This is a genomic window from Mesorhizobium sp. WSM4840, assembly GCF_055811755.1.
The window spans coordinates 99,555-122,042 of record NZ_JBVVQD010000018.1; the positions used below are offsets into that span (position 1 = coordinate 99,555).

Here is a 22,488-nt window from a genome sequence, read left to right on the forward strand (position 1 = left end):
AGACGGCCTCGCCAATCGCCAGCGTTGCAGAACAGGGCAATGAGGGGCGGCGCCTGCGCTCGGCCTTAGCTCCCAAACATCGGATCTTGTCTGACCTCCGGCCTTTCCCGGACCTCATTCTTCGGCTGCGAGTCCCGCCCGCCGTTCCTGCAGGAACCGGCGCACGGCCGGATCGCGTTCGAGGCCGATCGCCCGGTTATAGGCCTCGGCCGCTTCCCGGGTTTTGCCGAGCCTGGCCAGGAGGCCCGCGCGGGCGGCCCAATAAGGCTGATAATCATGCAGCCGTTTGTCGTCGCCAAGCCCATCAAGTGCGCTCAATCCCGCCGCGGCGCCGTCGGCCTCGGCGATGGCCACCGCGCGGTTGATCGATACCACCGGCGAGCCGGCAATCACCGACAGCGCATCATAGAGCTGTTTGATCGCGGTCCAGTCGGTCCGGCCGGTCAGCCGCCTTGTCGTATGGGCGGATTGCACGGCTGCCTCGAGCTGATAGCGGCCGACGACGCCCTTGGCCGCGGCGTGCTTCAGCAATGTCTCCGCTTCGTCAATCAAGGCCCCGTCCCACAGCGCAAGCTCCTGCTCGGCCAAAGGCACATAGTCTCCGGCGGCGTTGCGCCGCGCCGCACGCCGCGCCTCGGCAAACAGCATCAGCGCCAGCAGGCCGAGCGCTTCCGGCTCATCCGGCATCAACGACGCCACCAGCCGGCCGAGCCAGATGCCTTCGGTCGCGAGATTGCGGCGCCGTGTCTCGGTGCCGGCCGGATCGGACCAGCCTTCGGCAAACGCGGTGTAGATCGCTTCCAGCACCGCATCCAGCCGCTCGCCGAGCTCGGCCCGCTCCGGCACCCGGAACGGAATGCCGGTCTCGCGGATGCGGCTTTTGGCGCGCACCAGGCGCTGGCCCATCGTTGCCGGCGACACCAGGAAGGCCGAGGCGATCGTCGCTGCGTCGAAGCCTAAAATGGTCTGCAGGATCAGAGGCGCGCGCACGCCAGCCTCGATCGCCGGATGGGCGCAGGCAAACATCAGCCGCAGCCGCTCGTCGGGCAGGTCTTCATCGGCCATGCGGGCCTCGATCTCCTCGGCGATCAACCTGAGATGGTCGCGGCCCGCCTCGCTGGTCAGCCGCCGCCGGATCGCGTCGACGCTACGTCTGCGTGCCACCGCCAGCAGCCAGGCTTCCGGCTTCTGCGGCACGCCGGCTTGCGGCCAGCGTTCCAGCGCCGCCGCAAAGGCATCGGCCAGCGCGTCCTCAGCGCCGGCCACGTCACGCATGCGCGCGGCGAGATAGGCGACCAGCTTGCCGTAGCTTTGGCGGGCGGCTGCATCCGCCGCCGCCCGTGCTATGTCGGGCTGTTCCGATATCACATGGTCAGTTCCCAGATCGGCCGCACCTCCACGGTGCCGGTGCTGGCACCTGGGCAGCGCGCCGCCCAGGCAATCGCCGCGTCGACGTCCTCCGCCTCGATCATGTAGAAACCGGCAAGCTGTTCCTTGGTGTCGGCATAGGGGCCGTCGAGCACGTTGGTCTTGCCGTCGGCTATCCGCACCGAGGTGGCGGATTGCGTCGGCTTCAGCCGGTCGCCTGCGAGCCAGGTTCCGGATTTCTTCAACGCTTCCGTGTAGCTGACATAGGCGCTCGACATCTGGGTCACCGCATCCGCCGGCGCTGCCGCCATCCCGGCTTCGTTTGCGTAGATCAAAAGCATGTATCGCATGGTCTTCTCCCGTGGTTTCGAAGGCCGCGTCGTTGCCGGCCGCACCAATGTCGCGCATCGTTGCCCGATTTCGACAGGCGCTGCGAAAATCTTTTCGGCCCGGGTGGCATCTCGCGCAAGCCTGCATATCCACGGCATCGACCGTTGGTCTAATCGGCGCAATTGCGGGTTGGCATTTCCTGCCCGCTGTCTAAACTCGCCTCGGGTCGTGCGGTGGCAAATATTTCAGGGAGGAAATCACATGTACAATTTCAGGACGAAGTTTATTGCCGCCGGCGCGCTGGCGCTGTCGCTGGGCCTTGGCGCGGTGTCGGCCACGGCGCAGGAATTCATCAACGTGCTGACCGGCGGCACCTCGGGCGTCTATTATCCACTCGGCGTCGCGCTGTCGGAAATCTACGGCAAGGGCATCGAAGGCGCCCGCACCCAGGTGCAGGCGACGAAAGCTTCGGTCGAGAACCTCAACCTGCTGCAGCAGGGCAAGGGCGAGATCGCCTTCGCGCTCGGCGATGCCGTCAAACTGGCCGCCGAGGGCAATACCGAAGCCGGCTATCCGGGCAAGCTCGACAAGCTGCGCGGCATCGCCGCGATCTATCCCAACTACATCCAGATCGTTGCCAGCAAAGAGTCCGGCATCAAGACACTCGCCGACCTCAAGGGCAAGAGCCTGTCGGTCGGCGCGCCGGCCTCCGGCACCGAGCTCAACGCCCGCGCTATCTTCGCCGCCGCCGGGCTGAAATACGAGGATCTCGGACGGGTCGAGTATCTGCCCTTCGCCGAATCGGTCGAGCTGATCAAGAACCGCCAGCTCGACGCCACGCTGCAATCGGCCGGACTCGGCGTCGCCTCGATCCGCGACCTCGCCACGTCGGTGCCGATCAACGTCGTCGCCGTCCCGGCGGAGGACGTCGCCAAGATCGGCTCGCCCTATCTTTCGGTGGCCATTCCCAAGGGCACCTATGAGGGCCAGACCGAGGATGTCGCGACCGCCGCCGTCGGCAATTTCCTCATCACCCACGCCGACGTCTCCGACGAGACCGCCTATCAGATGACCAAGCTGTTGTTCGAAAATCTCGACCAGCTCGCCGCCGCCCATGCAGCCGCCAAGACGATCGACATCGCCAAGGCGCTCGACGGCATGCCGGTGCCGCTGCATCCCGGCGCCGAGCGGTATTACAAGGAAAAGGGGCTGGTGAAGTAGGGCCGCTCCCTCCCCCTTGAGGGGAGGGTGGACAGCCGCCGAAGGCGGATGGACGGGCGGGGTCGTTGCGGCAGTGCGCGGCCCCTGAACCGACCCCACCCGCCTCGCTTCGCTCGGCACTCTCCCCTCGAGGGGGAGGGCGCCCGCCAGGAACCCCGCCAATGACCGAAACCCCGACCGTTCTTTCCCCCACCGCCGAAGCCCCGGTCGAAGGCCTGCCGCCGGGTTTCGGCGAAGGGCTCGCCGGCAAGGCCGCCTTTCTCATCGCCATCGCCTTCTCCATCTTCCAGATCTACATCGCCGCCTATGGCAGCCTGCCGAGCCAGGTGGTGCGCGCCATGCATGTCGGTTTTCTGCTGCTGCTCGGCTTTGGCCTGATCGCCAATCTGCGCGCCACAAGCACACCGGCCAAAGCAGCGTTCTGGACGCTCGGCTTGCTCGGCTTCGCCACCGGCCTCTACAATTGGGTGTTCTATGCCGATCTCATCCGGCGCTCCGGCTTCCTCACCACGCCGGACCTGATCGTCGGCGCGGTGCTGATCGTGCTGGTTTTCGAGGCAGCGCGGCGGCTGATGGGGCTGCCGCTTGCTCTGATCGCCTTGATCTTCTTCGCCTACGCATTCGCCGGCAATCATCTGCCGCCGCCCTTCATCCATCGCGGCTATGATTTCGCCCAGCTCATCGACACCTTCGCCTTTGGCACCGAAGGCATATACGGCACGCCGGTCTACGTCTCGGCCGCCTATATCTTCATCTTCGTCGTCTTCGCCGCCTTTCTCGAACGCGCCGGCATGATCGCGCTGTTCAACGATTTCGCCCTTGGCCTGGTCGGCTCTTGGCGCGGCGGCCCGGCCCAGGTCTGCGTTCTGTCCTCGGCGCTGATGGGCACCATTTCCGGCTCCGGCGTCGCCAATGTGGTTGCCTCCGGCCAGTTCACTATCCCGCTGATGAAGCGCTTCGGCTTTCGTTCGGCCTTCGCCGGCGCCGTCGAGGCGACCTCGTCGATGGGCGGCCAGATCATGCCGCCGGTGATGGGCGCGGTCGCCTTCATCATGGCTGAGACACTGAACATTCCCTATGCCGAGGTGGTCAAGGCGGCGATAATCCCGGCGCTGCTCTATTTTGGCGCCTGCTTCTGGCAGGTCTACCTGGAGGCCGGCAAGGCCGGCCTGCAGGGCATGGCCAAGGCGGACCTGCCCAATCCGTGGGACGCGGTGAGAAGACATTGGCCGCTGGTGCTGCCGCTGGCCGCACTTATCTATCTGCTGTTTGCCGGCTATACGCCGATCTTCGCCGGCACCATGGGGCTGGCGCTGACCATCGTGCTCATCCTCGGCACGCCGCTGGCGGCGCTGATCGGGCCGCTTGCGTTCCGCATCGTCTTCTGGCTGGCGCTCGGGCTTGCCGCCGCCTCTTTCATGAGGTTCGGCGTCAATATCCTCAGCTTTGTGATCGCTGGGCTAATTGTCGCCTGCGTCACATTCAGGGGCGGACGCGAGACGCTGCAGATATGCATAGACTCGCTTGCCGAGGGAGCAAAGAACGCGCTGCCGGTCGGCATCGCCTGCGCCATCGTCGGCATCGTCATCGGCACTTTGACGCTCACCGGCATCGCCTCCACCTTCATCGGCTTGATCATCTCCATCGGCGAGAACAATCTGTTCCTGTCGCTGGTACTGACCATGCTGACCTGCCTGGTGCTCGGCATGGGCATCCCGACGATCCCCAATTACATCATCACCTCGTCGCTGGCCGGGCCGGCATTGCTGTCGCTTGGCGTGCCGCTGGTGGTCAGCCATATGTTCGTCTTCTATTTCGGCATCATGGCCGACCTCACTCCGCCGGTGGCGCTGGCCGCCTTCGCCGCCGCGCCGATGGCCAAGGAGAGCGGCCTCAAGATCGGCATCCAGGCCACCAAGCTTGCCGTCGCCGGCTTCGTCGTGCCGTTCATGGCGGTCTATACCCCGGCGCTGATGCTGCAGGACCCCGGTCCGATCGCCGCCCAGTTCAGTTATCCGGTCGAGGTCGCCTATATCGTCGCCAAGGCCTGCATGGGCATTGCCCTGTGGGGCGCAGCCGCCGTCGGGTTCCTCGCCCGGCGCATGGCCTGGTGGGAACGTCTCGTCGCCTTCGCCGCCGGCGTGCTGCTGGTTGCCGCACTGCCTGTCACCGACGAAGCCGGCTGGGCGCTCTCTGTCGCCTGGATCGGCTGGCACTGCTGGCGTGCGCGGCAAGCCACCGGCACCGCATGAGCCTCTGTATCCTCGCCGCCGGCAAGACGGTGACGCTCACTGTCGCCGCCTTCACGCTCGCCTGGACGCATTCGGTGGAAAAGACGCATTGGCAGGAAGACTGGAAGGTGATGCCGTCCGGCTTGCAAATCGTCGAGGCACGGATCAAGGGCTCGGGCGCCGGCATGGAACCGCCGGAAGGCTCGGTGCTGCGAGACGGTTGGTGGATCTATAAACCAAAGATGGCGCCGCAGCGGCGCCTTGTGCTCGCGGCCTCTGGCGCGACAGGTGAAGGCTGGACGCTCTGCACGGTTCAGGGCTGCCGCGAACTCGCCAAGGCGGCAGGCGATGCGACCGTGCTGGAGCCCTGCGAAGGTTCGAGCCAGCCGCGATAACGGACGATGATTCCAGTGAAGCGGTGTGAAATCTCGACATGGAAGCGGAACCGGCCGTCTTCCACGGTTTCGTAGGATGTCGAGCGCGGGCACAGCCACAGCGGCAGCGGCAGACCCCAAATGCTCCATCGACGCAGGGCGAGCGTCAGCCGTCCATCTTCGGCGACCAGCGCCATCGCGAAGGTCAACGGGCCGAAGCGTTCGCACAGCAGCCGCTGCGACCGGTCCCGGCCAGCGCACTGTCGGCTTGAAAAACTGTGCGCGCCGAATGTCCGGGTCCAGGTTTCGCCATCCTTGCCGGGTTCAAACCGGACACGGACAGGGATATCGGCGCACGGCTTCGGAAACCCGACCAGCCAGGCCGTTAGCCGGCCAAGGATATTACCTCCGCGCTCGACCCGCGCCCGTCCTTCCGCTGTCGTCGTGCCATCATGCATGGCGCGGATCTCGTCCGGCAGGCTTAGCCAGGCGTCGCCGAGCAAGGCGGCATAAAGCGGCGTGTCCAAATCAACGGGTTCGTTTCTGAAACCTGTGTAGATCGTCTTGCTGGCAAACAGCGCTTCATAATCCTCAAGCTCCAAATCGTGCACGGCAGCCCGCGCGCCAGGCGGCGCCTCATGTCCATCCAGCGCCTTGCGGACCAGCGCCTCGACCGCCATCGACGGGATCAGCGGCCCGTCATTGCCCTCCGCCAGCAGGTGCCACGATCGTGTGACCGCTACGCCCGTCTGGTCCGATCCCGCCACCTCGACGAACATGCCGCCGCGGTGCTCGCCCCAGCGCAGCCGGTTCGTCGCCATCTGCATGAGCGGGGCCAGCGGCGAAAGCGAGCGGACTGTTCGCGCGCGCACCAGCCAGGCAAGCCCGATCAAGGCGCGGTGAAGCACTTCGGGAACCGGCCCAGCTCCCATCCAGATGGTTTTCGCTTCCGGCCAAAGCTCTGCCAGTGCGCGCAGGTCGGGGACGTCGACCAGCGAGAACAGCGTATTTCTCAGTGGCAGGCGGCCCGGCGGCGCGATGGTGTAGCGCGTCTGGTCGGTGAACGGATGGCCTAGCGCTGAACGACCGTTCCGCACGAGCGTGACCGGCTGGCCGGCATAGCCGGCTATGGCGCGGATCACGTTTTCGCCGACACCGGCAAACGGCGACGGCGCGATGCCGCCGCGGATGCGGTCGACCCGAGCCATGTCCGCAGACAGGCGACGCACTGCCGCCGCCGTCAGCACCGGAAAACTGGAGACCCCGGACAGCACGAAAAGACCAGCCTCTCGCGCCGCCTCATTGAACGCAGACACGCCGGCGACGAAATCCGAGCCGTCGGCGAGGTCGAGATAGTTGACGCCCTGGTCCATGCAGGCCTCGATCAGGCGGTACCGGCCCTCGCCATAGGCCTGGAACGGGCCGCTGGCATCGATCAGTATATCGGGCCGCAGCGGTGAAAGTTGCTCGACGATATCGCCGTCGCGGTCGAACAGCGCAGGAACGATCCGGGCGACGGCACGATCGCGGCTCTTGCAGTAGGCATCGGCCCTAGCCAGCGAGCGCCCGGCGACGATCAGGGTTAGGCGCGGCTCGTTTTCAAGCAGTTCGACGATCCGGCCGCCAAAGCTGCCATAGCCGCCGACGATGAGGATCTTCATCGCGGCTCCCCCAAAAAGCTAAGGGTCCCGCTATATCGGGCAAAGCGAAAACCTGCTGGAGCTCGGCGCCTAGCCAATCAGCCCCCCCTCCAACTCGGCGGAAGGGATCTCGCAACTCGCTTTCCTGCCGAACAGCGCGTAACGGTTCTTGGCAATGCGATCGTAGAGCCAGTTGCGGAGCGGGCGCGGCAGCAGGAGCAACGACTTCGCCGCCCGCCACCGCCAGCCCCGTTCGGCCATGGCGGCAACGAACCTGTCCAGGCGGGTGAAGGCGGCGCCGTCGATGAGGGCCAGATTGGTCTCGTAGCTGTCCGTCCGCAGTCCATATTTCGAAACAGTGCTTCACCGAGCGGTGACTGCGCCGTGGCGAAGCGGAAGCGGCTTTTGCGGTCGAGCCCCACCACCATGCGCACGAAGCCCGAGCACAGCACGCAAACGCCGTCGAACACGATCAACGGCTGGCTTGCATCGAAGGCGGGTTTTTCAGGAGGATTGTCTGGCTGGGTGGTCACGCGAGTCCCGGCTGCTTGGTGTCAAACGACACTAAGCTTGCCGGCTGCGAGATCAAAGTCCCTAGAATCTCAGAACCTTGGTGTTGTCGCACGCCGCCTGTCGGCGAGCGCACGACGTTCCACGCGATAGGTCGTCGCACGGTGATCGGCGGCCGGCCTGCAGATCCGGCTGTCGTGACGGATTTCCATGGTCGTCATCAGTGTGCGCTGATGCCGAGCGTATGGCTGCGGCGTGCGCAAGCGGGGCCAGGGCCGCGCATGTAATAGCGCTCCGGCCGGTAGGTCGGCGCGACAAATTCGCGGATGGCGGCAGCGTAGCCGATGAGGTGCGTCAAGAAGCTCATTTTACCTGTCCCTGTCCCGATTTCGGATGTCCCTTCCGAATTGCGGAGATCATAGCGTCTAGGCGTGAATAGTCGGTGAACACGATGTTAATATCTGGTCGAAAAGGCCTTGGTTCGTGGCCGCAATGCGGCTGATTCGGGGTCTTTCCATGCAGTTCGTCGACATTTCGGTCGATGTGACTTTTGCATCACATATGTTTCGTTTGGATGTCGCTCGGACGCGTTTCTGTTTCAGCCTTGGCCAGCGCCGCGAAATTTCCTTGCTTGCTTGGGAAAGTCAGGAACCCGTCCGAACGCCGGACGTTGACGCCCAGAGCCGGGACCCACCCGGCCCAGCAGGCTGCGGCTTCCGAGCGAAACCGCCGCCGGAACCCCAAACCAGCAAGAACAATGGAAAGGCAAAAGCCATGGGTTTCTTTTCGAAAGACATCAAGACGCTGGACGACCTCTTCGTCCACACGCTGCGCGATATCTATTACGCCGAAAAACAGATCGAGAAGTCGCTGCCGAAGATGATCGACAAGGCGACCGACCCGCAGCTGAAAGCCGGCCTTGAAAAGCACCTCGGCCAGACCAAGGGCCATATCGAGCGCGTCGAGAAGGTGTTCGAACTGCATGGCGTGAAGGCCAAGACGGTCAACTGTCCGGCTATCGACGGCATTCTCGAGGAAGCCGATGAAGTCAGCGGCGACATCGATGACAAGGACGTTCTCGACGCCGCCCTGATCGCATCCGCGCAGGCGGTCGAGCACTATGAAATAACCCGTTACGGCACGTTGATCGCCTGGGCCAAGCAGCTTGGCCGCACCGACTGCGCCAATGTCCTGGCCAACAATATCAAGGAAGAGCAGGCGATCGACCGCAAGCTTACCGAGATTGCGGAAGCCAAGGTCAACCTTCAGGCCGCCGAATAGCAGTCTCGATCCAGGCAATGCCGGGCAACCCGGCTTGCCTCGCTTTTTCGCGGGGCCGGAACTGAAACTGTTTCTATCCGTTCAAGGCCTCGTGTCGGCGTCGCCAAGCCGAAGCCGTCACAGCAAATCGGCGCCACACCAAACCGTTATAGGATCGCGTGTTATGGCCAGCCTTGAGCAGTATCATGCCAAGCGCGATTTCAAGAAGACCGCCGAGCCGGCCGGCAAGGTCGTTCGCAACAGGAAAGGTGAGGCTGGCGGCATCTTTGTCGTCCACAAGCACGCCGCGACACGGCTGCATTACGACCTTCGGCTAGAGCATGGCGGCGTGCTGTGGAGCTGGGCGATAACACGGGGTCCGAGCCTCGATCCGCATGAAAAGCGGTTCGCCGTGCATGTCGAGGACCACCCGATCGACTACGCGTCCTTCGAGGGCACCATTCCCAAGGGCGAATATGGCGGCGGCTCGGTCATCGTCTGGGACGAAGGCAAATGGCAACCGGAGACCGATCCGGCCCAGGCGATGAAAAAGGGCCATATCAGCTTCGAGTTGCACGGCCACAAGCTGAACGGTCTCTGGCATCTGGTGCGGCTGAAGCCGCGTCCCGGCAAAACGCGCGACAATTGGCTGCTGATCAAATCCGACGATGCCGCCGCGCGCCCAGGCGAGGACATTTTGCAGGAGGCGCCAAAGTCGGTGAAGTCGGGCCTGACGATCGAGGAGGTCGGCGAAGGCAAGACGGCCGACGGCAAGAAGCCAAGGGTCTGGCATTCGAACAAACGGCCCACCAGCAAGGCGAAGGCCAAGGCGGCAAAGCAGCTCGAATTCATCGCACCATGCCTCGCCACACTGCAGAGGGATGCCCCTCCCGGCAAGGAATGGCTGCATGAGGTGAAATTCGACGGCTATCGCATGCAGGCGCAGCTTGCCGGCACAAAGGTGCGGCTGTTGACCCGCACCGGCCTCGACTGGACGGACAAAATCGGCGGCGCGATTGTTGCGGAACTCAAGCGTCTGAAATGTACCGACGCCATCGTCGACGGCGAGATCGTCGTGCTGGCGGACAGCGGCGTCTCGTCCTTCGCGCTGCTCCAGGCTGACCTGTCGGCCGGCCGCACGGATCGTTTTCTCTATTACGTCTTCGACCTGATGCGTCTCGACGGCGAAGACCTGCGCCCAGAGCCGCTGGTCGAGCGCAAGCAGACTTTGCAGGACTTGCTTGGCAAACAGCCAGACAATTCGGCAGTCCGCTTCAGCGACCATTTTGCCGAACCGGGCAAGGTCATGCTGGAGCACGCCTGCCGCATGGGGCTGGAAGGCATCGTTTCCAAGCGCGCCGACGCGCCCTATCGCAGCGGCCGCGGTCTGTCCTGGGTGAAGTCGAAATGCACGCTGCGCCAGGAATTCGTCATCGGCGGCTACCTGCCGTCGGAGAAGACCGGGCGTGGATTGCGCTCCTTGCTGGTCGGCTACCATGAGGGCGGCAAGCTGCACTATGCCGGCCGTGTCGGCACCGGCTTTTCGATGCAGAGTACCAACGACCTGAAGAAAAAGCTGGATGCGCTCAAGGCGAAAACCTCGCCCTTCGACAGGGCGGTACCGAGGGGCAAAGGGCTGGGCAAAAGAGTGGTTTGGGTGAAGCCCAAACTTGTCGGCGAAGTGGAGTTCCGTACCTGGACGTCCGACCGTATAATACGCCACGCCTCGTTCCAGGGATTGCGCGAGGACAAGCCGGCGGAGGAAGTCGTGGAGGAAAAACCGAAGGCACCCGCTGGCAAGGCCGACGCCAAGGCAAAGCCTGCCGACACCAAGGCAAAGCCTGCTGGGGGCAAGGGCGAGAAATCCACCTCTGTCAAATCCACGGAGGCGGCAAACACCGTCGTAAAACTTTCTCATCCGGACAAGCTTCTGTGGCCGCAGGAGAAGGTATCGAAGCAGGGCCTGCTCGATCACTACGCTTTGGTCTGGCCGCGCATGCAACAATTCGTCATCGATCGGCCGCTCAGCCTTGTGCGGGCGCCGGACGGCGTCGGCGGCCAACGCTTCTTCCAGAAACATGCCTCGGCCGGCATGCATGACAAGATCGCCAAGATGAAGGATCCGACGGACGGCGAGGAGATACTGTTCATCCGCGACATCGACGGTGTCGCTGCCTTGGTCCAGCTCGGCGTGGTCGAGATCCATATCTGGGGCTGCACCATCGATGAACTGGACAAGCCGGACCAGATCATCTTCGATCTCGATCCCGACGAAGGCGTCGACGTGAAAGCGGTGCGCGCGGCGGCGCTCGAAATTCACGGCCGGCTCGATGCGCTGTCATTGCCGAATTTCGTCAAGACGTCGGGCGGCAAGGGCTACCATGTCGTCGTGCCGCTGAAACCGTCGGCGGATTGGGATGAGGCGAAGGACTTCGCCCATGATTTCGCCCGCGCCCTCGAGCAGGCCGCCCCTGATCGGTATACAGCGACGCTGTCGAAGAAGGCGCGCACCGGCAAGATCTTCGTCGACTATCTGCGCAATGGCCGCGGGTCGACCACGGTGGCACCCTATTCGTCGCGCGCCAAGAAAGGCGCTACGGTCTCAATGCCGGCGACCTGGGCGGAGATCGAGGCCGGGTTGGCGCCGAACGCCTTTCCGATCGGCGACAAGACGACGCTGAAGCAGTTGGCGAAAGCCGATCCCTGGGCGGATTTTTTCAAGCAGGGCAAGCCGCTCAAGCGCGGCTGATCAGTTTTTCAGCCGAGAAACACCTTCTCGAACGCCTGCTTGCCCATCGGCGAAAAGATCACAGCGCGGCTGTCTTTCTCGCGTCGCGCCCATTTCTCGGCGATAATCTTGTCGAGAATGGCCGCACCCAGCGTGCCGGCCAGATGTGAGCGCCGCACGCTCCAGTCGAGGCAGGCCCGGCACACCGGTCGTCGCGCCTTGCTCTCGACGTCGATGCCGATCGCGGCGAAATGCGAGGCGGCCGACGGCCCGAGCCGGATTTCCTTGTCGTGGCGCAGGAGAACTTGTCTAGCGACAAGACGGTCGAGCATCGCCACGGCCTGCTCGCCGGCGAGGTGGTCGTAGCAGACCCGCGCCACGCGCATGGCGGCGTCGCGCGGGCCCGGCCGCACCCGCTGTGGCCCGACCGCAGCGGCGACGCCGGCAATCGCCTCGATCATGCCGGCCACCTGCGGCCCGGCGAGGCCGTAGTAGCGATGCCGCCCCTGGCTTGCCAGCGTCAGCAGCCCACCCTCCATCAGTTTCGACAGATGCGAGCTGGCGGTCGGCAGCGACACGCCGGCCTCGAGCGCCAGTTCGCTCGCTGTCAGCGCCGTGCCACCCATCAGCGCGGTCAGCATGTTTGCCCGCGCTGGATCGCCGATCAGGCTGGCGATGCGGGCTATGTCAGGTCCTTCACGCATAGTTCGTCCGCCATCGAAGCATTCTTGTCAGATAACCACTATTCTCTGCTCAGATCAAGGAGACGAAGATGACCGCAAGAGCCGCCCCCAACGCCGTGCCCGACAGCCGCTTCGGCCGCCGGCCGTTTCCGTTCATCGTCTTGTGCCGATTGCGGCTCCTGGCTTGGTATGATCGCCATCTGCAGCGCCTCGACCTTGCCGAGATTGACGAGCATCTTTTGCGCGATCTTGGCCTGACGCCGGAAGACGTTCGCCGCGAATGCGCGAAATCCTTCTGGCAAGCATGACTACCGGTGAAATTGCTTAGCACATCGATCCACGGAATATTTCGACCCCGCTCGAACTGTCGCCGCAACGAACCATACTCAGCAAGGAGACAAAAGATGACCATCACCTGCTTTATCCGCTACGAGATCGACCCGTTCGGCAAGGCGGCGTTCGAGGAGTATGCCCGCATCTGGGGCCAGGCGATCCCGCGCTGCGGCGCCGATCTGATCGGCTATTTTGCGCCGCATGAAGGCTCGGCCACCACCGCCTACGCCGCCTACAACATCGACAGCCTCGCCGCTTACGAAGCCTACCGTGCCAGGCTCGCCGCCGACCCGGCCGGCAAGGCGAATTATGAATTCGCCCGGCGTGAAAAATTTATCCTCAAGGAAGATCGCATGTTCCTGAAACTCGCCTCCGGGCCGCATGCCTCTCTGGTGAAACTATGATCGCCGTCATCTTCGAGGTCGAGCCGGCAGCGGGCAAGCGCGACGCATATCTCGGCCTCGCCGCCGACCTGCGCCCGCTGCTCGACGGCATAGACGGTTTTCTGTCGATCGAGCGCTTTCAGAGCCTCACCGACCCGAACCGCATCCTGTCGCTGTCGTTCTGGCGAGACGAGGAGGCGGTGAAGGCCTGGCGCAACACGGGGGAACATAGGCGGGCTCAGAAGGCCGGCCGTGGCGGCATCTTTGCCGGCTACCGTCTGCGTATCGCCCACGTCGTGCGCGACTATGGCCTGACCGAACGTGCAGAGGCGCCTGAGGACAGCCGGGCGCTGCATGGGTAGGGCTTTCTAAGCATTCCCTATCAGCACGCCCGCCGCGAACACCAATCCGCCGCCCAGCACCACCTGAAAGGCGGCGCGCCAGAACGGCGTCTGCATATAACGGTTCTGCACAAAGGCGATCGCCCATAGTTCGAAGAACACCACCACCACCGCGAGAATTGTCGCGGTCCAGAAATACGGAATTAGGTAGGGCAAGGCGTGACCGAGACCGCCCAGCGCGGTCATGACGCCCGTGGTGATGCCGCGTTTTACCGGCGAGCCGCGGCCCGACAGCTTGCCGTCGTCGGAAGCCACCTCGGTGAAGCCCATCGAGATGCCGGCGCCGATCGAGGCGGCAAGCCCGACCAAGAAGGTCTGGAATGTGTCATGCGTGGCAAACGCGGCGGCGAAGATCGGCGCCAGCGTCGACACCGATCCGTCCATCAGCCCGGCCAGGCCCGGCTGCACATAGGTCAGGATGAACTGGCGTTGCTCGGCCGCTTCTTCCTCGTTCTTCACCGCGCCCGGCACATGCTTTTGCTCCAGCCGCTGCGCCAGCGTCTCGTGGCCCTGTTCGGCCACCGCCAGATCGTCGAGCAGCTTTCGTGTCGAGGCGTCGCTGGTGCGTTTCGCCGCCTCGACGTAGAACAGGTACGCCTGCCGCTCCATCGCCTCGGCTTGGCTGCGTACATGCTCGATGCCGAGTGGCCTGACCAGCCAGTCGGGCTTGCGATCGTAATAGCCCCTCACATGCTCGCGCCGGATCAGCGGAATGCGCTCGCCGAAACGCTCGCGGTGAAGTTCGATCAGCGAGTCGCGATGGCCGTCCTCCTCCTCGGCCATCTCCTCGAACACTTTGGCCGAATGCGGAAAGCTATCCGCCAGCCCGTCGGCATAGGCACGATAGATACGCCCGTCGTCTTCCTCGGAAGAAATGGCGAGCGCCAGGATCTCTTGCTCCGAGAGCGATTCGAACGGACGGCGGCCAAAACCGAAAACACGGGAAAGCATGAGAAATTCACCATAGTTTAGAATAATTCTAAACTAGGGTTTGGCGCGCCATTGGTCAATCGCGCCCGTCTGCCGAACGTCCAAAATTAGGAGCTCCGGGAATCCTTCTCTGCCCCTTAATTATTGGCGAATGTTCACCTATATAGCTGAACCTAAGCCAAGAAAAAGGAATCCGTAGATGCCGGCAAAACAGTCCACGCATGCATTCGACCCGAAACCCGTTCTCGACCTGATCGCCGGTATCGAGGCCGATTTGCAGCGCCTCAAAGGCCTGGTCGAGCAGCAGGTCGAAAAATTCGATCCGGCCAACCCGCACAACAAGGCCCCCGACGGCAAGCTGACCGAGGAGGGCGTCGAGTGTTGCTACCGCATGTTCGACGAGGGCAAGTCGCGCTATTCGGTTGCCCAGCAGATGAAGATCTCCTTCGCCGCCGCCACCCATCGCTTCAACACCTGGCGCAAGATGGGCGGCGCCAAACGGAAAAGGACGCTTTTGGGGTAAGAAGCGGCCGGGCGAAGATCTCCTGACTTCGTCACCCTAGGGCGGAGCGAACGCGAAGCGGAGCCCTAGGATAACGAAGTTAGGGAGGCTTCGGCCAAACGTCGGGGCGCTGATGAAGGCACCACGCTCTTTTCGCAATCCACGAATTGTAACGGTCACATTTTTCCAGTGGTGCGCGGCCTGGTTTTCCGTGCACCATGGGCGATCTCACTTCTGCAGGACCTCGCCATGACCACCCTTCCCGGCATCGCCGACATCCGCGCCGCAGCAGCGCGATTGTCCGGCCTGATCGTCGAAACGCCGCTGATCGAATCGCCTGAGCTGAACAAGCGCTTCGGCGCCAGGATCCTGTTCAAGCCGGAGACGCTGCAGCGTACCGGCTCGTTCAAGTTCCGCGGCGCCTACAACAAGCTGTCGTCGCTGGGCGATGAGGAGCGCAGCCGTGGCGTCGTAGCCTTCTCGTCGGGCAATCACGCGCAAGGCGTCGCCGCCTCGGCGGAGATGTTTGGCGTCAATGCGGTCATCGCCATGCCCACCGATGCGCCGGCGATGAAGGTCGGCAATGTCAGGAAAATGGGCGCGGAAGTGGTGCCGTTCGACCGTTTTCGCGATGACCGCATGACGGTGGTTCGCCCGTACGTCGAACGCGGCATGGTCCTGGTCCCACCTTTCGACGATCCGGCCATCATCGCCGGCCAGGGCACGATCGGCCTCGAACTGATGGCGCAAGCGAAAGCGCTCGGCGTGAGCCTCGACGCGGTCGTCATTCCCTGCGGCGGCGGCGGCTTGAGCAGCGGCATCTCGATTGCGGTCAAGGATGCCTCGCCGGGCACGGCCGTCTGGGCGGTGGAACCCGAACATTTCGACGACACCTGTCGTTCACTGGCCAGAGGTGCCCGGGTTTCGATCGAACCCGGCCACACTTCGATCTGCGACGCGCTCCTCACCGCCGAGCCGGGCGCGATCACCTTCGAGATCAACCGCAGGAATCTCGCCGGCGGCATTGCCGTCTCCGACAAGGCCGCGGCACAGGCTATGCGTGACGCCATGGCCCATCTCAAGCTGGTGGTCGAGCCCGGCGGCAGCGTCGGGCTGGCCGCACTGTCATCAGGCGAGATCGAGCTATCAGGCAAATGCATTGCCGTGGTGCTGTCCGGCGGCAATGTCGATTTCGGCACCTACGCTGAGATCATGGCGGCGGCTTAGGTGGCGACCGAACCAGCACCATTCAAAAAGGCTGACATGGAATGAAACTGTTCTTCAGCCGCAATCCCAATCCTCGCCTCGCGGTCGCGGTGGCACGTTATCTCGACGCAAAGGTCGAGTTTAAATTCGCCTCCCCCTTCGCTCCGGGGCAGGCTGAGCGATTTCGCCCACTGAATCCAAATCTTTCATTGCCCATACTTGTAGGCTCGGGAAAAAGCCTCTGGGAGACCGATGCCATAGCCTGCCGGCTGTCACGCGACGCGCATTCGGATCTCTGGCGCACCGGCGATGACGAACCCGAGATGATCCGATGGCTCAGTTGGGGGAAAGAGAACTTCGCAAGAGCTTGCGACGTCGTGCATTTCGAACGCGGGACCAAACAGCGGTATGGGCTCGGCCCGATCGATCAGGGCCGGGTTGAGGAGGGGTTGAGAGACTTCCGCACGGCCGCTGCAACACTTGAGGCCGAGCTTTCCGAGCGAGAATGGCTGGTTGAAAATTCGGTTTCCTATGCCGACTTTCGAATGGCGACGTTTCTGCCCTTCAACGATGTCGCCAGATTGCCGCTCGATGATTATCCTTCTGTCAGCCGCTGGTATCGTCAGCTTGAAGAAATCGACGCCTGGCGCGATCCTTTCCAAGGACTGGAAGCGCCTGAATTGCCGCCGGTCCCGGGAAGCCCGCATGAACTTCGATCCGAATGATCATGCCTATCGGCACAACCCGATGCGCTATCAAAGCGCGGTGTTTCACGACCTATCCGCCATGGCGAGAGTCCCCCCTTTTTCTGTTGATCAAAACGGGAAAACAACGCTAACTGGCTCCCGCGAGGGACCATGCTGACAGTTGATGAAGTGCGAGCAATCCCGTTGTTTTCGGGTTTGCCGCCGGCCGAACTGGAGCGGCTGGCGCGGACAGCGGCCGACCTCCATCTCAGCCCTGGAGAGTTCGCAGTTCACGAGGGCGGAGAGGCAGCGCTGTTTGCGGTTCTCGCCGGCAGGATCGAAGTCGTAAAAACCTTCGACGGCGTCGAGCGGACGCTCGGCTGGCGGCTGCCGGGAACGATATTCGGTGAGGTGCCGATTGCCCTGGGCTCGGGTTTCCCGGGCGGGTACCGCGCCACTGAGCCGTCCCGCGTGATGCGGATCGAGGTTCAGCAGTACTACTCCATCGCCGCGGTTTCAAAGGACGTCGCCCAGAAGGTCAGCGCTTGCCCGCGAGCGGATGGGCGGGCTGCAGAGCGTCACTGCCGAGCCGCAGAAGCCGCGCGTGACATTGGTCGGCCATCGCTGGGACACGGCGTGCGGTGATCTGCGCCGGTTTCTGGCCCGCAACCAGATCTCATTCACCTGGCTGTTGCCCGACACCTCAGATGCCGAGGCTTTCTGGTCTGCCATGGGCAAGCCGGCTCTCGATGGTCCCGTTGCCCGGCTGGCGGACGGAGAGATCATGGAAAGTCCCGCCGTGCGCGATCTTGCCATGCGCCTCGGGCTGCAGACGCGCCCGCGCGGCGCCGAATACGATGTCGCGATCATTGGCGGCGGGCCGGCCGGCCTTGCCGCGGCGGTCTACGGCGCATCCGAGGGACTGCGCACCATCGTCGTCGAGCGCGAGGCGCCCGGCGGACAGGCGGGGACATCGTCGCGGATCGAAAACTATCTCGGCTTTCCCAGCGGAATCTCCGGCGACGAACTGGCCAGCCGCGCGCTGCAGCAGGCGAGGCGGCTGGGCGCCGAAATCCTGGTCACCCGCTCCGTCGCCGGCATCGATCCGGCGACGCACCAGCTGTTTCTCGACGGTACCGATGCCGTGCGGGCGCGCAGCCTCATTCTTGCGACAGGCGTGACATGGCGTCGTCTCGCCATCGACGGGTTCGACCGCCTTATTGGCAAGGGCGTCTATTATGGAGCCGCGCGGAGCGAGGCAAGCACCACACATGGACTGGACGTCTTCCTGATCGGCGCCGGCAACTCGGCCGGCCAGGCAGCGCTGCATTTTTCGGGCCATGCGCGCAGCGTGACACTGCTCGTGCGCGGCCCGGCGCTTGCAGACAGCATGTCTCACTACCTTATCGAGCAGCTCAGGGCGAAATCGAACGTAAAAGTCCAGCTTCGGTCCGAAGTCCAGGCTGTGCACGGCGAGACTCACCTGACGGCGATCGACACTCTCGACAAGGCCGGCAATGAGGTGAGCCGGCACGATTGCGGCGGGCTCTTCGTTTTCATTGGCGCCAACGCAGAGACCGAGTGGTTGCCGGCCGACGTCGTGCGCGATGCCCGCGGATACGTGCTAACCGGGGACGATGTGAAGAAGGCCGGCGGCTGGTCGCACGACCGCGACCCCTATCTGCTCGAAACCAGTGCGCCCGGCGTCTTTGCCTGCGGCGACGTACGCTTGAGTCCTGTCAAGCGGGTTGCGTCAGCGGTCGGAGAGGGCAGCATGGCGATCGCGTTCGTTCACCAGTATCTGGCGAATGAAGGAAAGGCCCACCGCAGCCGAAGCTAGACAGGGGCCGGCAACGTCCGCTCATGTTGCGTGCTCGGCTCCGCCGACCACTTCAAACGGCATGGTCCCACGCGTCGGCTATTGACGGCAGCCGGCCTGACTGAGTTTTGATCCTAGTCCAGCGTTCGGCGGAACCGCACCAGTGCGACGCCGGCAAACAGCGCTACGAACATGACGAGCCAGCCGATTTCCGTCGCGACCGCCGGCAGTTCGGCACCCTTCAGCATCACCGCGCGGATGATGCGCAGGAAATGCGTCAACGGCAGGATTTCGCCGAAAGTCTGGGCCCAGCCTGGCATGCCGCGATAGGGGAACATGAAACCGGACAGCATGATCGACGGCAGGAAGAAGAAGAAGGTGAGCTGCAGCGCCTGCATCTGCGTGCGCGCCATCGTCGAAATGGTATAGCCGAGCAGCACCAGCGCCAGCACGAAGATCAGGACCGCCGTCAGCAGCAGCGGCATCGACCCGGTGAACGGAATGGCAAACAGCAGTTTCGCCGCCGCGAGCACCACCACCACTTGTACCGCGCCGACCACCAGATAGGGCAGCACCTTGCCCAGCATGATCTCGAGTGGACTGGACGGCATCGCCAGAAGGTTTTCCATCGTGCCGCGCTCGGTCTCGCGCGTTAGCGCGATCGAGGTCATCATTACCATCGTCATCTGCAGGATGACGCCGAGCAGGCCGGGCACGATGTTGTATTGCGAGATGCCTTCCGGATTGTAGCGCCGGTGCACCACCACTTCGAGCTGGCCCCGGGCAGCTTCGGCGGCCGTCTCCTGCATGCCGCGTGCCCGGAGCAGCGCCTGGTTGGCGACAGTGCCGAGCGTCGAGATGGCGCCGCTGGCGACGGCTGGGTCTGTCGCGTCAGCCTCGATCAGGATCTGCGGCTGGTCGCCGCGCTCGACCCGCCGGGCAAAATCCGCGGGGATGGTGACAACGAAGGCGACATCGCCGCGCGCCATCAGGAATTCCGCCTCGGCGGCACTTTGCACGACACGGTCGAACCTGTAATAGCCGGTGGTTTGCAGCGCCGAAACCATGGCCCGCGTGTAAGGATCGCTGCTCATCGCCACCAGGGCTGCCGGCAGGCTCTTCGGATCGTTGTTGATGGCATAGCCGAACAGCACCAGCTGCATCAGCGGCACGCCCAGCATCATGGCGAAGGTGATGCGGTCGCGCCGCATCTGGATGAACTCCTTGATCAGCAGCGCGCCGAGCCTGGCGAAGGAAAAGACGCTGTCTATCCGGTTTCTCATCCCATATTGTCCTTCGAACCGGACATGAACTGGATGAACACATCCTCCAGGCTGGTCTCGCCCGGCGTCACCGTCACGCCCCTGTGCTCCTTCTCGACGTCGGCGAGTGCTGCCTGAAGCGCTTTCTTGTCGGAGCCGACGACATGCAGCGTCGCGCCGAACGGCGCCACCTGGTCGACGCCGGGGCGGCCGCTGAGTGCGGCAGCAACCTGGTCAAGCTGCGGGCCTTGCACCACAAAGGTCGTCAGCCCGGCATTCCTGACCACCTCGTCGACCGTGCCGGTGGCCAGCATCTTGCCGTACGAGATGTAGCCGATGCGGTGGCAGCGCTCGGCCTCGTCCATGTAGTGGGTGGAGACCAGCACGGTCAGCCCGCCGCTGGCCAGGCGATGGATCTCGTCCCAGAATTCACGCCTGGCTTTCGGATCGACCCCCGCCGTCGGCTCGTCGAGCAGCAGCAATTTCGGCTGATGCATGATGCAGGCGGCCAGTGCCAGCCGCTGCTTCCAGCCACCGGACAGCGTACCGGCCAGCTGGTCCTTGCGCGAGGTGAGGCCAAGATCCTCCAGCGTCCTGCCGACATGCTCGTTAAGCGGCTTCAACCCATAAAGCCGCGCCACGAATTCGAGATTCTCGGCTATGGTCAGATCCTCATAGAACGAGAATTTCTGCGTCATGTAGCCGACTTCGCGCTTGATCCTCAGACTGTCGGTGCGGATGTCGAAGCCGAGCACCGTGCCTTCGCCCTCGTCCGGCGTCAGCAGGCCGCACATGATGCGGATGGTCGTCGTCTTGCCCGAGCCGTTCGGGCCGAGGAAGCCGACGATCTCGCCCTCGGCCACCGTCATCGTCACATGGTCGACGACGGTCTTGTCACCAAAACGCTTGACCAGGCCATGGACATCGATGGCGTTCATTTGCCGATATCCGCCAGATCGACATCGACGATCTGCCCCGGTTGCAGCGCGCCGGCATCGCCCTCCGGCCGCGCCTCGACCAGATAGACCAGCTTCTGCCGGGTCTCGAGCGAGTAGATCACCGGCGGCGTGAATTCCGGGTCCGGCGACACGTAGCTGACGCGCGCCTTCACGTCAGGCCCGCAGCCGTCGCAATGGACGTTAAGCAGCGTTCCGACCTTTATCGACGAGAACGCGTTTTCCGGAACATAGACGCTGAGCTTCACGGCGCCGTCCGGCAGCATCGAAATGACAGGCGCGGTCGGACCGGCGGTATCGCCCGGATTGCGGATCACGTCGTTGACACGGCCCGGCGACGGCGCCGCAAGCACACGCTTCGACAGCCGCCAGCGCGCTTGCTCCAGCGCCGATTGCGCCTGCCTGACCTTATTGTCGGCGGCCTTGATCGTCTCGGGCCGTGCCGGCAGGCCGCCGACAGCGAGATTGGCTTCCGCCTGGCCGAGCTGCGCGTTGGCTGTCTCCAGCGTCGCCGAGGCGGTGTCAAAATCGGCCTGGGTGCCGGTGCCGCGTTTGAACAGATCACTGGCGCGGGTGTATCTGCGTTTGGCGTCGGCGGCCTGCGCCTTGGCCATGTCAACCTGCGCCTTGAGCACCTCAATCTCTTCCGGCCGTTTGCCGACCTGCAGGTCGGCAAGTTGCGCCTGGGCCTGGGCAAGAGCCGCCTCGGCCTGTGCGACGGCTATTTTTGCGTCGGCGCTTTCCAGCGTCACCACAGGCGTACCCGGCGCGACGCTGTCGCCGCGCCTTACCGAAATCGTCTCTACCTGCGCCACCTCGATCGGCGCGAGCAGCACATAGTCGCCTTCGACATAGCCGACGGCGAGCGGCGGCGCCGGTGCGCAGGCACTGAAAAGCAGGGCGGCGAGCGGCAAAGAGCAGAGGAAACTCATGACCTACGATCCTTCCGGGCGGCCAATATCGCCCCAAGATTATCCGTCACCGCCGCCGCAATCTTGGTGGCCTCGGCATCGCCGATCCCTCGCCAGCCCATGCGGCGCATCACCGCTTCGCGGCCGATGCGAAAATAGACGACCTGGCCGATCAGCGTGAACACGGTGAGTCGGGTAGCCTCGCTTTCGGCCGGCTCGCCAGTTGCCTGCTCCCAGATCAGGCAGAGCCTACGATGCGTCGGCTCGAACACGCCGTCATAGATGCGGTCGAGTGCCGCCGTAGGATGCGAAAGTTCGCGCAGGACGAACTGCACGATTTCACCGGCCTCCGGCCTGGCCACGATGAAGGCCACCATCCGCTCCAATGCGGTGAAGAGTTGTGCCCGCGCCGCTTCAGGGTCGTTTGGCGCCTGCAGATCGCCGATCGCCTGGCCGGCAATGGCCTGGATGGTGTCGACGATATAGTCGGCCGCTGCCGCGCGAAGTCCTTCCTTGCCGCCGAAATGATAGGCGATCGAGCCGATATTGGCCTTGGCCTCAGCCGCGATCTCGCGCGTCGAGGTGCCGTCGAAACCCTGCCGTCCGAACAGCGTCAGCGCTGCCTGGACAAGTGCTGCGCGCGTCATGTCGGCGGGCGATACCTCGCGACGCGGAATTTTGGCGTTTGTCGGCTTGCTCATATCAAGTATTTAATCAATCGAATGATTAAAGTCAACCCCGCCTATCTCCATCT

23 protein-coding genes and 1 pseudogene are annotated in these 22,488 nt (G+C 63.8%); 13 read left to right on the forward strand and 11 right to left on the reverse strand.

Annotated elements, in window-relative coordinates:
- Positions 1 to 114 precede the first annotated feature (114 nt).
- Together AC0L3I_RS23115 and AC0L3I_RS23120 are read right to left on the reverse strand one after the other, a co-directional pair.
- A complete protein-coding gene (locus AC0L3I_RS23115; RefSeq protein WP_473528339.1) occupies positions 115 to 1,365 on the reverse strand; it encodes an RNA polymerase sigma factor in 1,251 nt (416 codons plus the stop codon).
- Entirely contained in the window at positions 1,365 to 1,718 is a 354-nt protein-coding gene (locus AC0L3I_RS23120; RefSeq protein WP_473528323.1) for a YciI family protein, read from the reverse strand. Before AC0L3I_RS23120 ends, AC0L3I_RS23115 begins: the two co-directional genes overlap by 1 nt.
- Positions 1,719 to 1,959: 241 nt before the next feature.
- Between AC0L3I_RS23120 and AC0L3I_RS23125 the strand changes: the two genes are divergently transcribed.
- From AC0L3I_RS23125 to AC0L3I_RS23135, 3 genes are all read left to right on the forward strand, one after another.
- Positions 1,960 to 2,919, forward strand: coding sequence for a TAXI family TRAP transporter solute-binding subunit (locus tag AC0L3I_RS23125; protein WP_473528324.1), 960 nt, complete (start codon positions 1,960 to 1,962; stop codon positions 2,917 to 2,919).
- 161 nt (positions 2,920 to 3,080) lie between these two features.
- Positions 3,081 to 5,171, forward strand: coding sequence for a TRAP transporter permease (locus tag AC0L3I_RS23130; protein WP_473528325.1), 2,091 nt, complete (start codon positions 3,081 to 3,083; stop codon positions 5,169 to 5,171).
- The gene (locus AC0L3I_RS23135; RefSeq protein WP_473485709.1) at positions 5,168 to 5,545 is read left to right on the forward strand and encodes a DUF1850 domain-containing protein; all 378 of its coding nucleotides are present in this window, start codon (positions 5,168 to 5,170) and stop codon (positions 5,543 to 5,545) included. Before AC0L3I_RS23130 ends, AC0L3I_RS23135 begins: the two co-directional genes overlap by 4 nt.
- Here AC0L3I_RS23135 and AC0L3I_RS23140 read toward each other — a convergent pair.
- The 3 genes and pseudogenes from AC0L3I_RS23140 to AC0L3I_RS23150 form a co-directional block, all read right to left on the reverse strand.
- Positions 5,464 to 7,185, reverse strand: coding sequence for a DUF4166 domain-containing protein (locus tag AC0L3I_RS23140; protein WP_473485708.1), 1,722 nt, complete (start codon positions 7,183 to 7,185; stop codon positions 5,464 to 5,466). The two genes, AC0L3I_RS23135 and AC0L3I_RS23140, sit on opposite strands and share 82 nt — an antisense overlap.
- Before the next feature lie 69 nt (positions 7,186 to 7,254).
- Positions 7,255 to 7,592, reverse strand: a pseudogene (locus AC0L3I_RS23145) (thiol-disulfide oxidoreductase DCC family protein).
- Positions 7,593 to 7,894: 302 nt separating this feature from the next.
- Positions 7,895 to 8,041 carry a hypothetical protein gene (locus AC0L3I_RS23150; protein WP_123146006.1) on the reverse strand — a complete coding sequence of 49 codons (147 nt, stop codon included), beginning with the start codon at positions 8,039 to 8,041 and terminating at the stop codon, positions 7,895 to 7,897.
- 407 nt (positions 8,042 to 8,448) lie between these two features.
- On the opposite strand from AC0L3I_RS23150, the gene AC0L3I_RS23155 reads away from it, so the two are divergent.
- Both AC0L3I_RS23155 and ligD read left to right on the forward strand, forming a co-directional pair.
- Entirely contained in the window at positions 8,449 to 8,955 is a 507-nt protein-coding gene (locus AC0L3I_RS23155) for a YciE/YciF ferroxidase family protein (protein ID WP_473485707.1), read from the forward strand.
- Positions 8,956 to 9,118: 163 nt separating this feature from the next.
- Positions 9,119 to 11,683: a DNA ligase D gene (gene ligD, locus AC0L3I_RS23160; RefSeq protein WP_473528326.1), complete on the forward strand. Its 2,565-nt coding sequence runs from the start codon at positions 9,119 to 9,121 to the stop codon at positions 11,681 to 11,683.
- 8 nt (positions 11,684 to 11,691) lie between these two features.
- Here ligD and AC0L3I_RS23165 read toward each other — a convergent pair whose 3' ends face one another.
- Positions 11,692 to 12,366, reverse strand: coding sequence for an ArsR/SmtB family transcription factor (locus AC0L3I_RS23165; protein ID WP_473528327.1), 675 nt, complete (start codon positions 12,364 to 12,366; stop codon positions 11,692 to 11,694).
- Between the two features lie 68 nt (positions 12,367 to 12,434).
- Here AC0L3I_RS23165 and AC0L3I_RS23170 point away from each other — a divergent pair, with 68 nt between their 5' ends.
- The 3 genes from AC0L3I_RS23170 to AC0L3I_RS23180 all read left to right on the forward strand — a co-directional run bounded on the left by AC0L3I_RS23170 (position 12,435) and on the right by AC0L3I_RS23180 (position 13,423).
- Positions 12,435 to 12,653, forward strand: a complete 219-nt coding sequence (locus tag AC0L3I_RS23170; RefSeq protein WP_473485704.1) for a DUF1127 domain-containing protein — start codon at positions 12,435 to 12,437, stop codon at positions 12,651 to 12,653.
- Between the two features lie 96 nt (positions 12,654 to 12,749).
- Positions 12,750 to 13,082 carry an NIPSNAP family protein gene (locus tag AC0L3I_RS23175; protein WP_473485703.1) on the forward strand — a complete coding sequence of 111 codons (333 nt, stop codon included), beginning with the start codon at positions 12,750 to 12,752 and terminating at the stop codon, positions 13,080 to 13,082.
- Positions 13,079 to 13,423 carry an antibiotic biosynthesis monooxygenase family protein gene (locus AC0L3I_RS23180; RefSeq protein ID WP_473485702.1) on the forward strand — a complete coding sequence of 115 codons (345 nt, stop codon included), beginning with the start codon at positions 13,079 to 13,081 and terminating at the stop codon, positions 13,421 to 13,423. Before AC0L3I_RS23175 ends, AC0L3I_RS23180 begins: the two co-directional genes overlap by 4 nt.
- A gap of 6 nt (positions 13,424 to 13,429) precedes the next feature.
- Here AC0L3I_RS23180 and mbfA read toward each other — a convergent pair whose 3' ends face one another.
- Positions 13,430 to 14,413 carry an iron exporter MbfA gene (mbfA, locus tag AC0L3I_RS23185; protein ID WP_473485701.1) on the reverse strand — a complete coding sequence of 328 codons (984 nt, stop codon included), beginning with the start codon at positions 14,411 to 14,413 and terminating at the stop codon, positions 13,430 to 13,432.
- A 178-nt stretch (positions 14,414 to 14,591) separates the two neighbouring features.
- On the opposite strand from mbfA, the gene AC0L3I_RS23190 reads away from it, so the two are divergent.
- From AC0L3I_RS23190 to AC0L3I_RS23210, 5 genes are all read left to right on the forward strand, one after another.
- A complete protein-coding gene (locus AC0L3I_RS23190; RefSeq protein ID WP_123146013.1) occupies positions 14,592 to 14,915 on the forward strand; it encodes a hypothetical protein in 324 nt (107 codons plus the stop codon).
- A 228-nt stretch (positions 14,916 to 15,143) separates the two neighbouring features.
- On the forward strand, positions 15,144 to 16,121 hold the full coding sequence (locus AC0L3I_RS23195) for a threonine/serine dehydratase (protein ID WP_473528328.1): 978 nt from the start codon (positions 15,144 to 15,146) through the stop codon (positions 16,119 to 16,121).
- 41 nt (positions 16,122 to 16,162) lie between these two features.
- Positions 16,163 to 16,825 carry a glutathione S-transferase family protein gene (locus tag AC0L3I_RS23200; RefSeq protein ID WP_473528329.1) on the forward strand — a complete coding sequence of 221 codons (663 nt, stop codon included), beginning with the start codon at positions 16,163 to 16,165 and terminating at the stop codon, positions 16,823 to 16,825.
- Between the two features lie 132 nt (positions 16,826 to 16,957).
- A complete protein-coding gene (locus AC0L3I_RS23205) occupies positions 16,958 to 17,431 on the forward strand; it encodes a Crp/Fnr family transcriptional regulator (RefSeq protein ID WP_473528330.1) in 474 nt (157 codons plus the stop codon).
- Positions 17,391 to 18,626 carry an NAD(P)/FAD-dependent oxidoreductase gene (locus AC0L3I_RS23210; RefSeq protein WP_473528331.1) on the forward strand — a complete coding sequence of 412 codons (1,236 nt, stop codon included), beginning with the start codon at positions 17,391 to 17,393 and terminating at the stop codon, positions 18,624 to 18,626. Before AC0L3I_RS23205 ends, AC0L3I_RS23210 begins: the two co-directional genes overlap by 41 nt.
- Positions 18,627 to 18,739: 113 nt before the next feature.
- Here the strand turns inward: AC0L3I_RS23210 and AC0L3I_RS23215 are convergent, their stop codons facing one another.
- From AC0L3I_RS23215 to AC0L3I_RS23230, 4 genes are read right to left on the reverse strand one after another with little or no spacing between them, the layout of a single operon-like run.
- Complete coding sequence (locus AC0L3I_RS23215; RefSeq protein WP_473528340.1) at positions 18,740 to 19,876, reverse strand: ABC transporter permease; 1,137 nt, start codon at positions 19,874 to 19,876, stop codon at positions 18,740 to 18,742.
- An 8-nt stretch (positions 19,877 to 19,884) separates the two neighbouring features.
- Positions 19,885 to 20,805 (reverse strand): ABC transporter ATP-binding protein, encoded by a 921-nt coding sequence (locus AC0L3I_RS23220; protein ID WP_473485697.1) that lies wholly within the window; start codon positions 20,803 to 20,805, stop codon positions 19,885 to 19,887.
- The gene (locus AC0L3I_RS23225) at positions 20,802 to 21,755 is read right to left on the reverse strand and encodes an HlyD family secretion protein (protein ID WP_473528332.1); all 954 of its coding nucleotides are present in this window, start codon (positions 21,753 to 21,755) and stop codon (positions 20,802 to 20,804) included. Before AC0L3I_RS23225 ends, AC0L3I_RS23220 begins: the two co-directional genes overlap by 4 nt.
- Positions 21,752 to 22,435, reverse strand: a complete 684-nt coding sequence (locus tag AC0L3I_RS23230) for a CerR family C-terminal domain-containing protein (RefSeq protein WP_473528333.1) — start codon at positions 22,433 to 22,435, stop codon at positions 21,752 to 21,754. The genes AC0L3I_RS23225 and AC0L3I_RS23230 overlap by 4 nt, the downstream gene beginning before the upstream one ends.
- Positions 22,436 to 22,488: the final 53 nt, after the last annotated feature.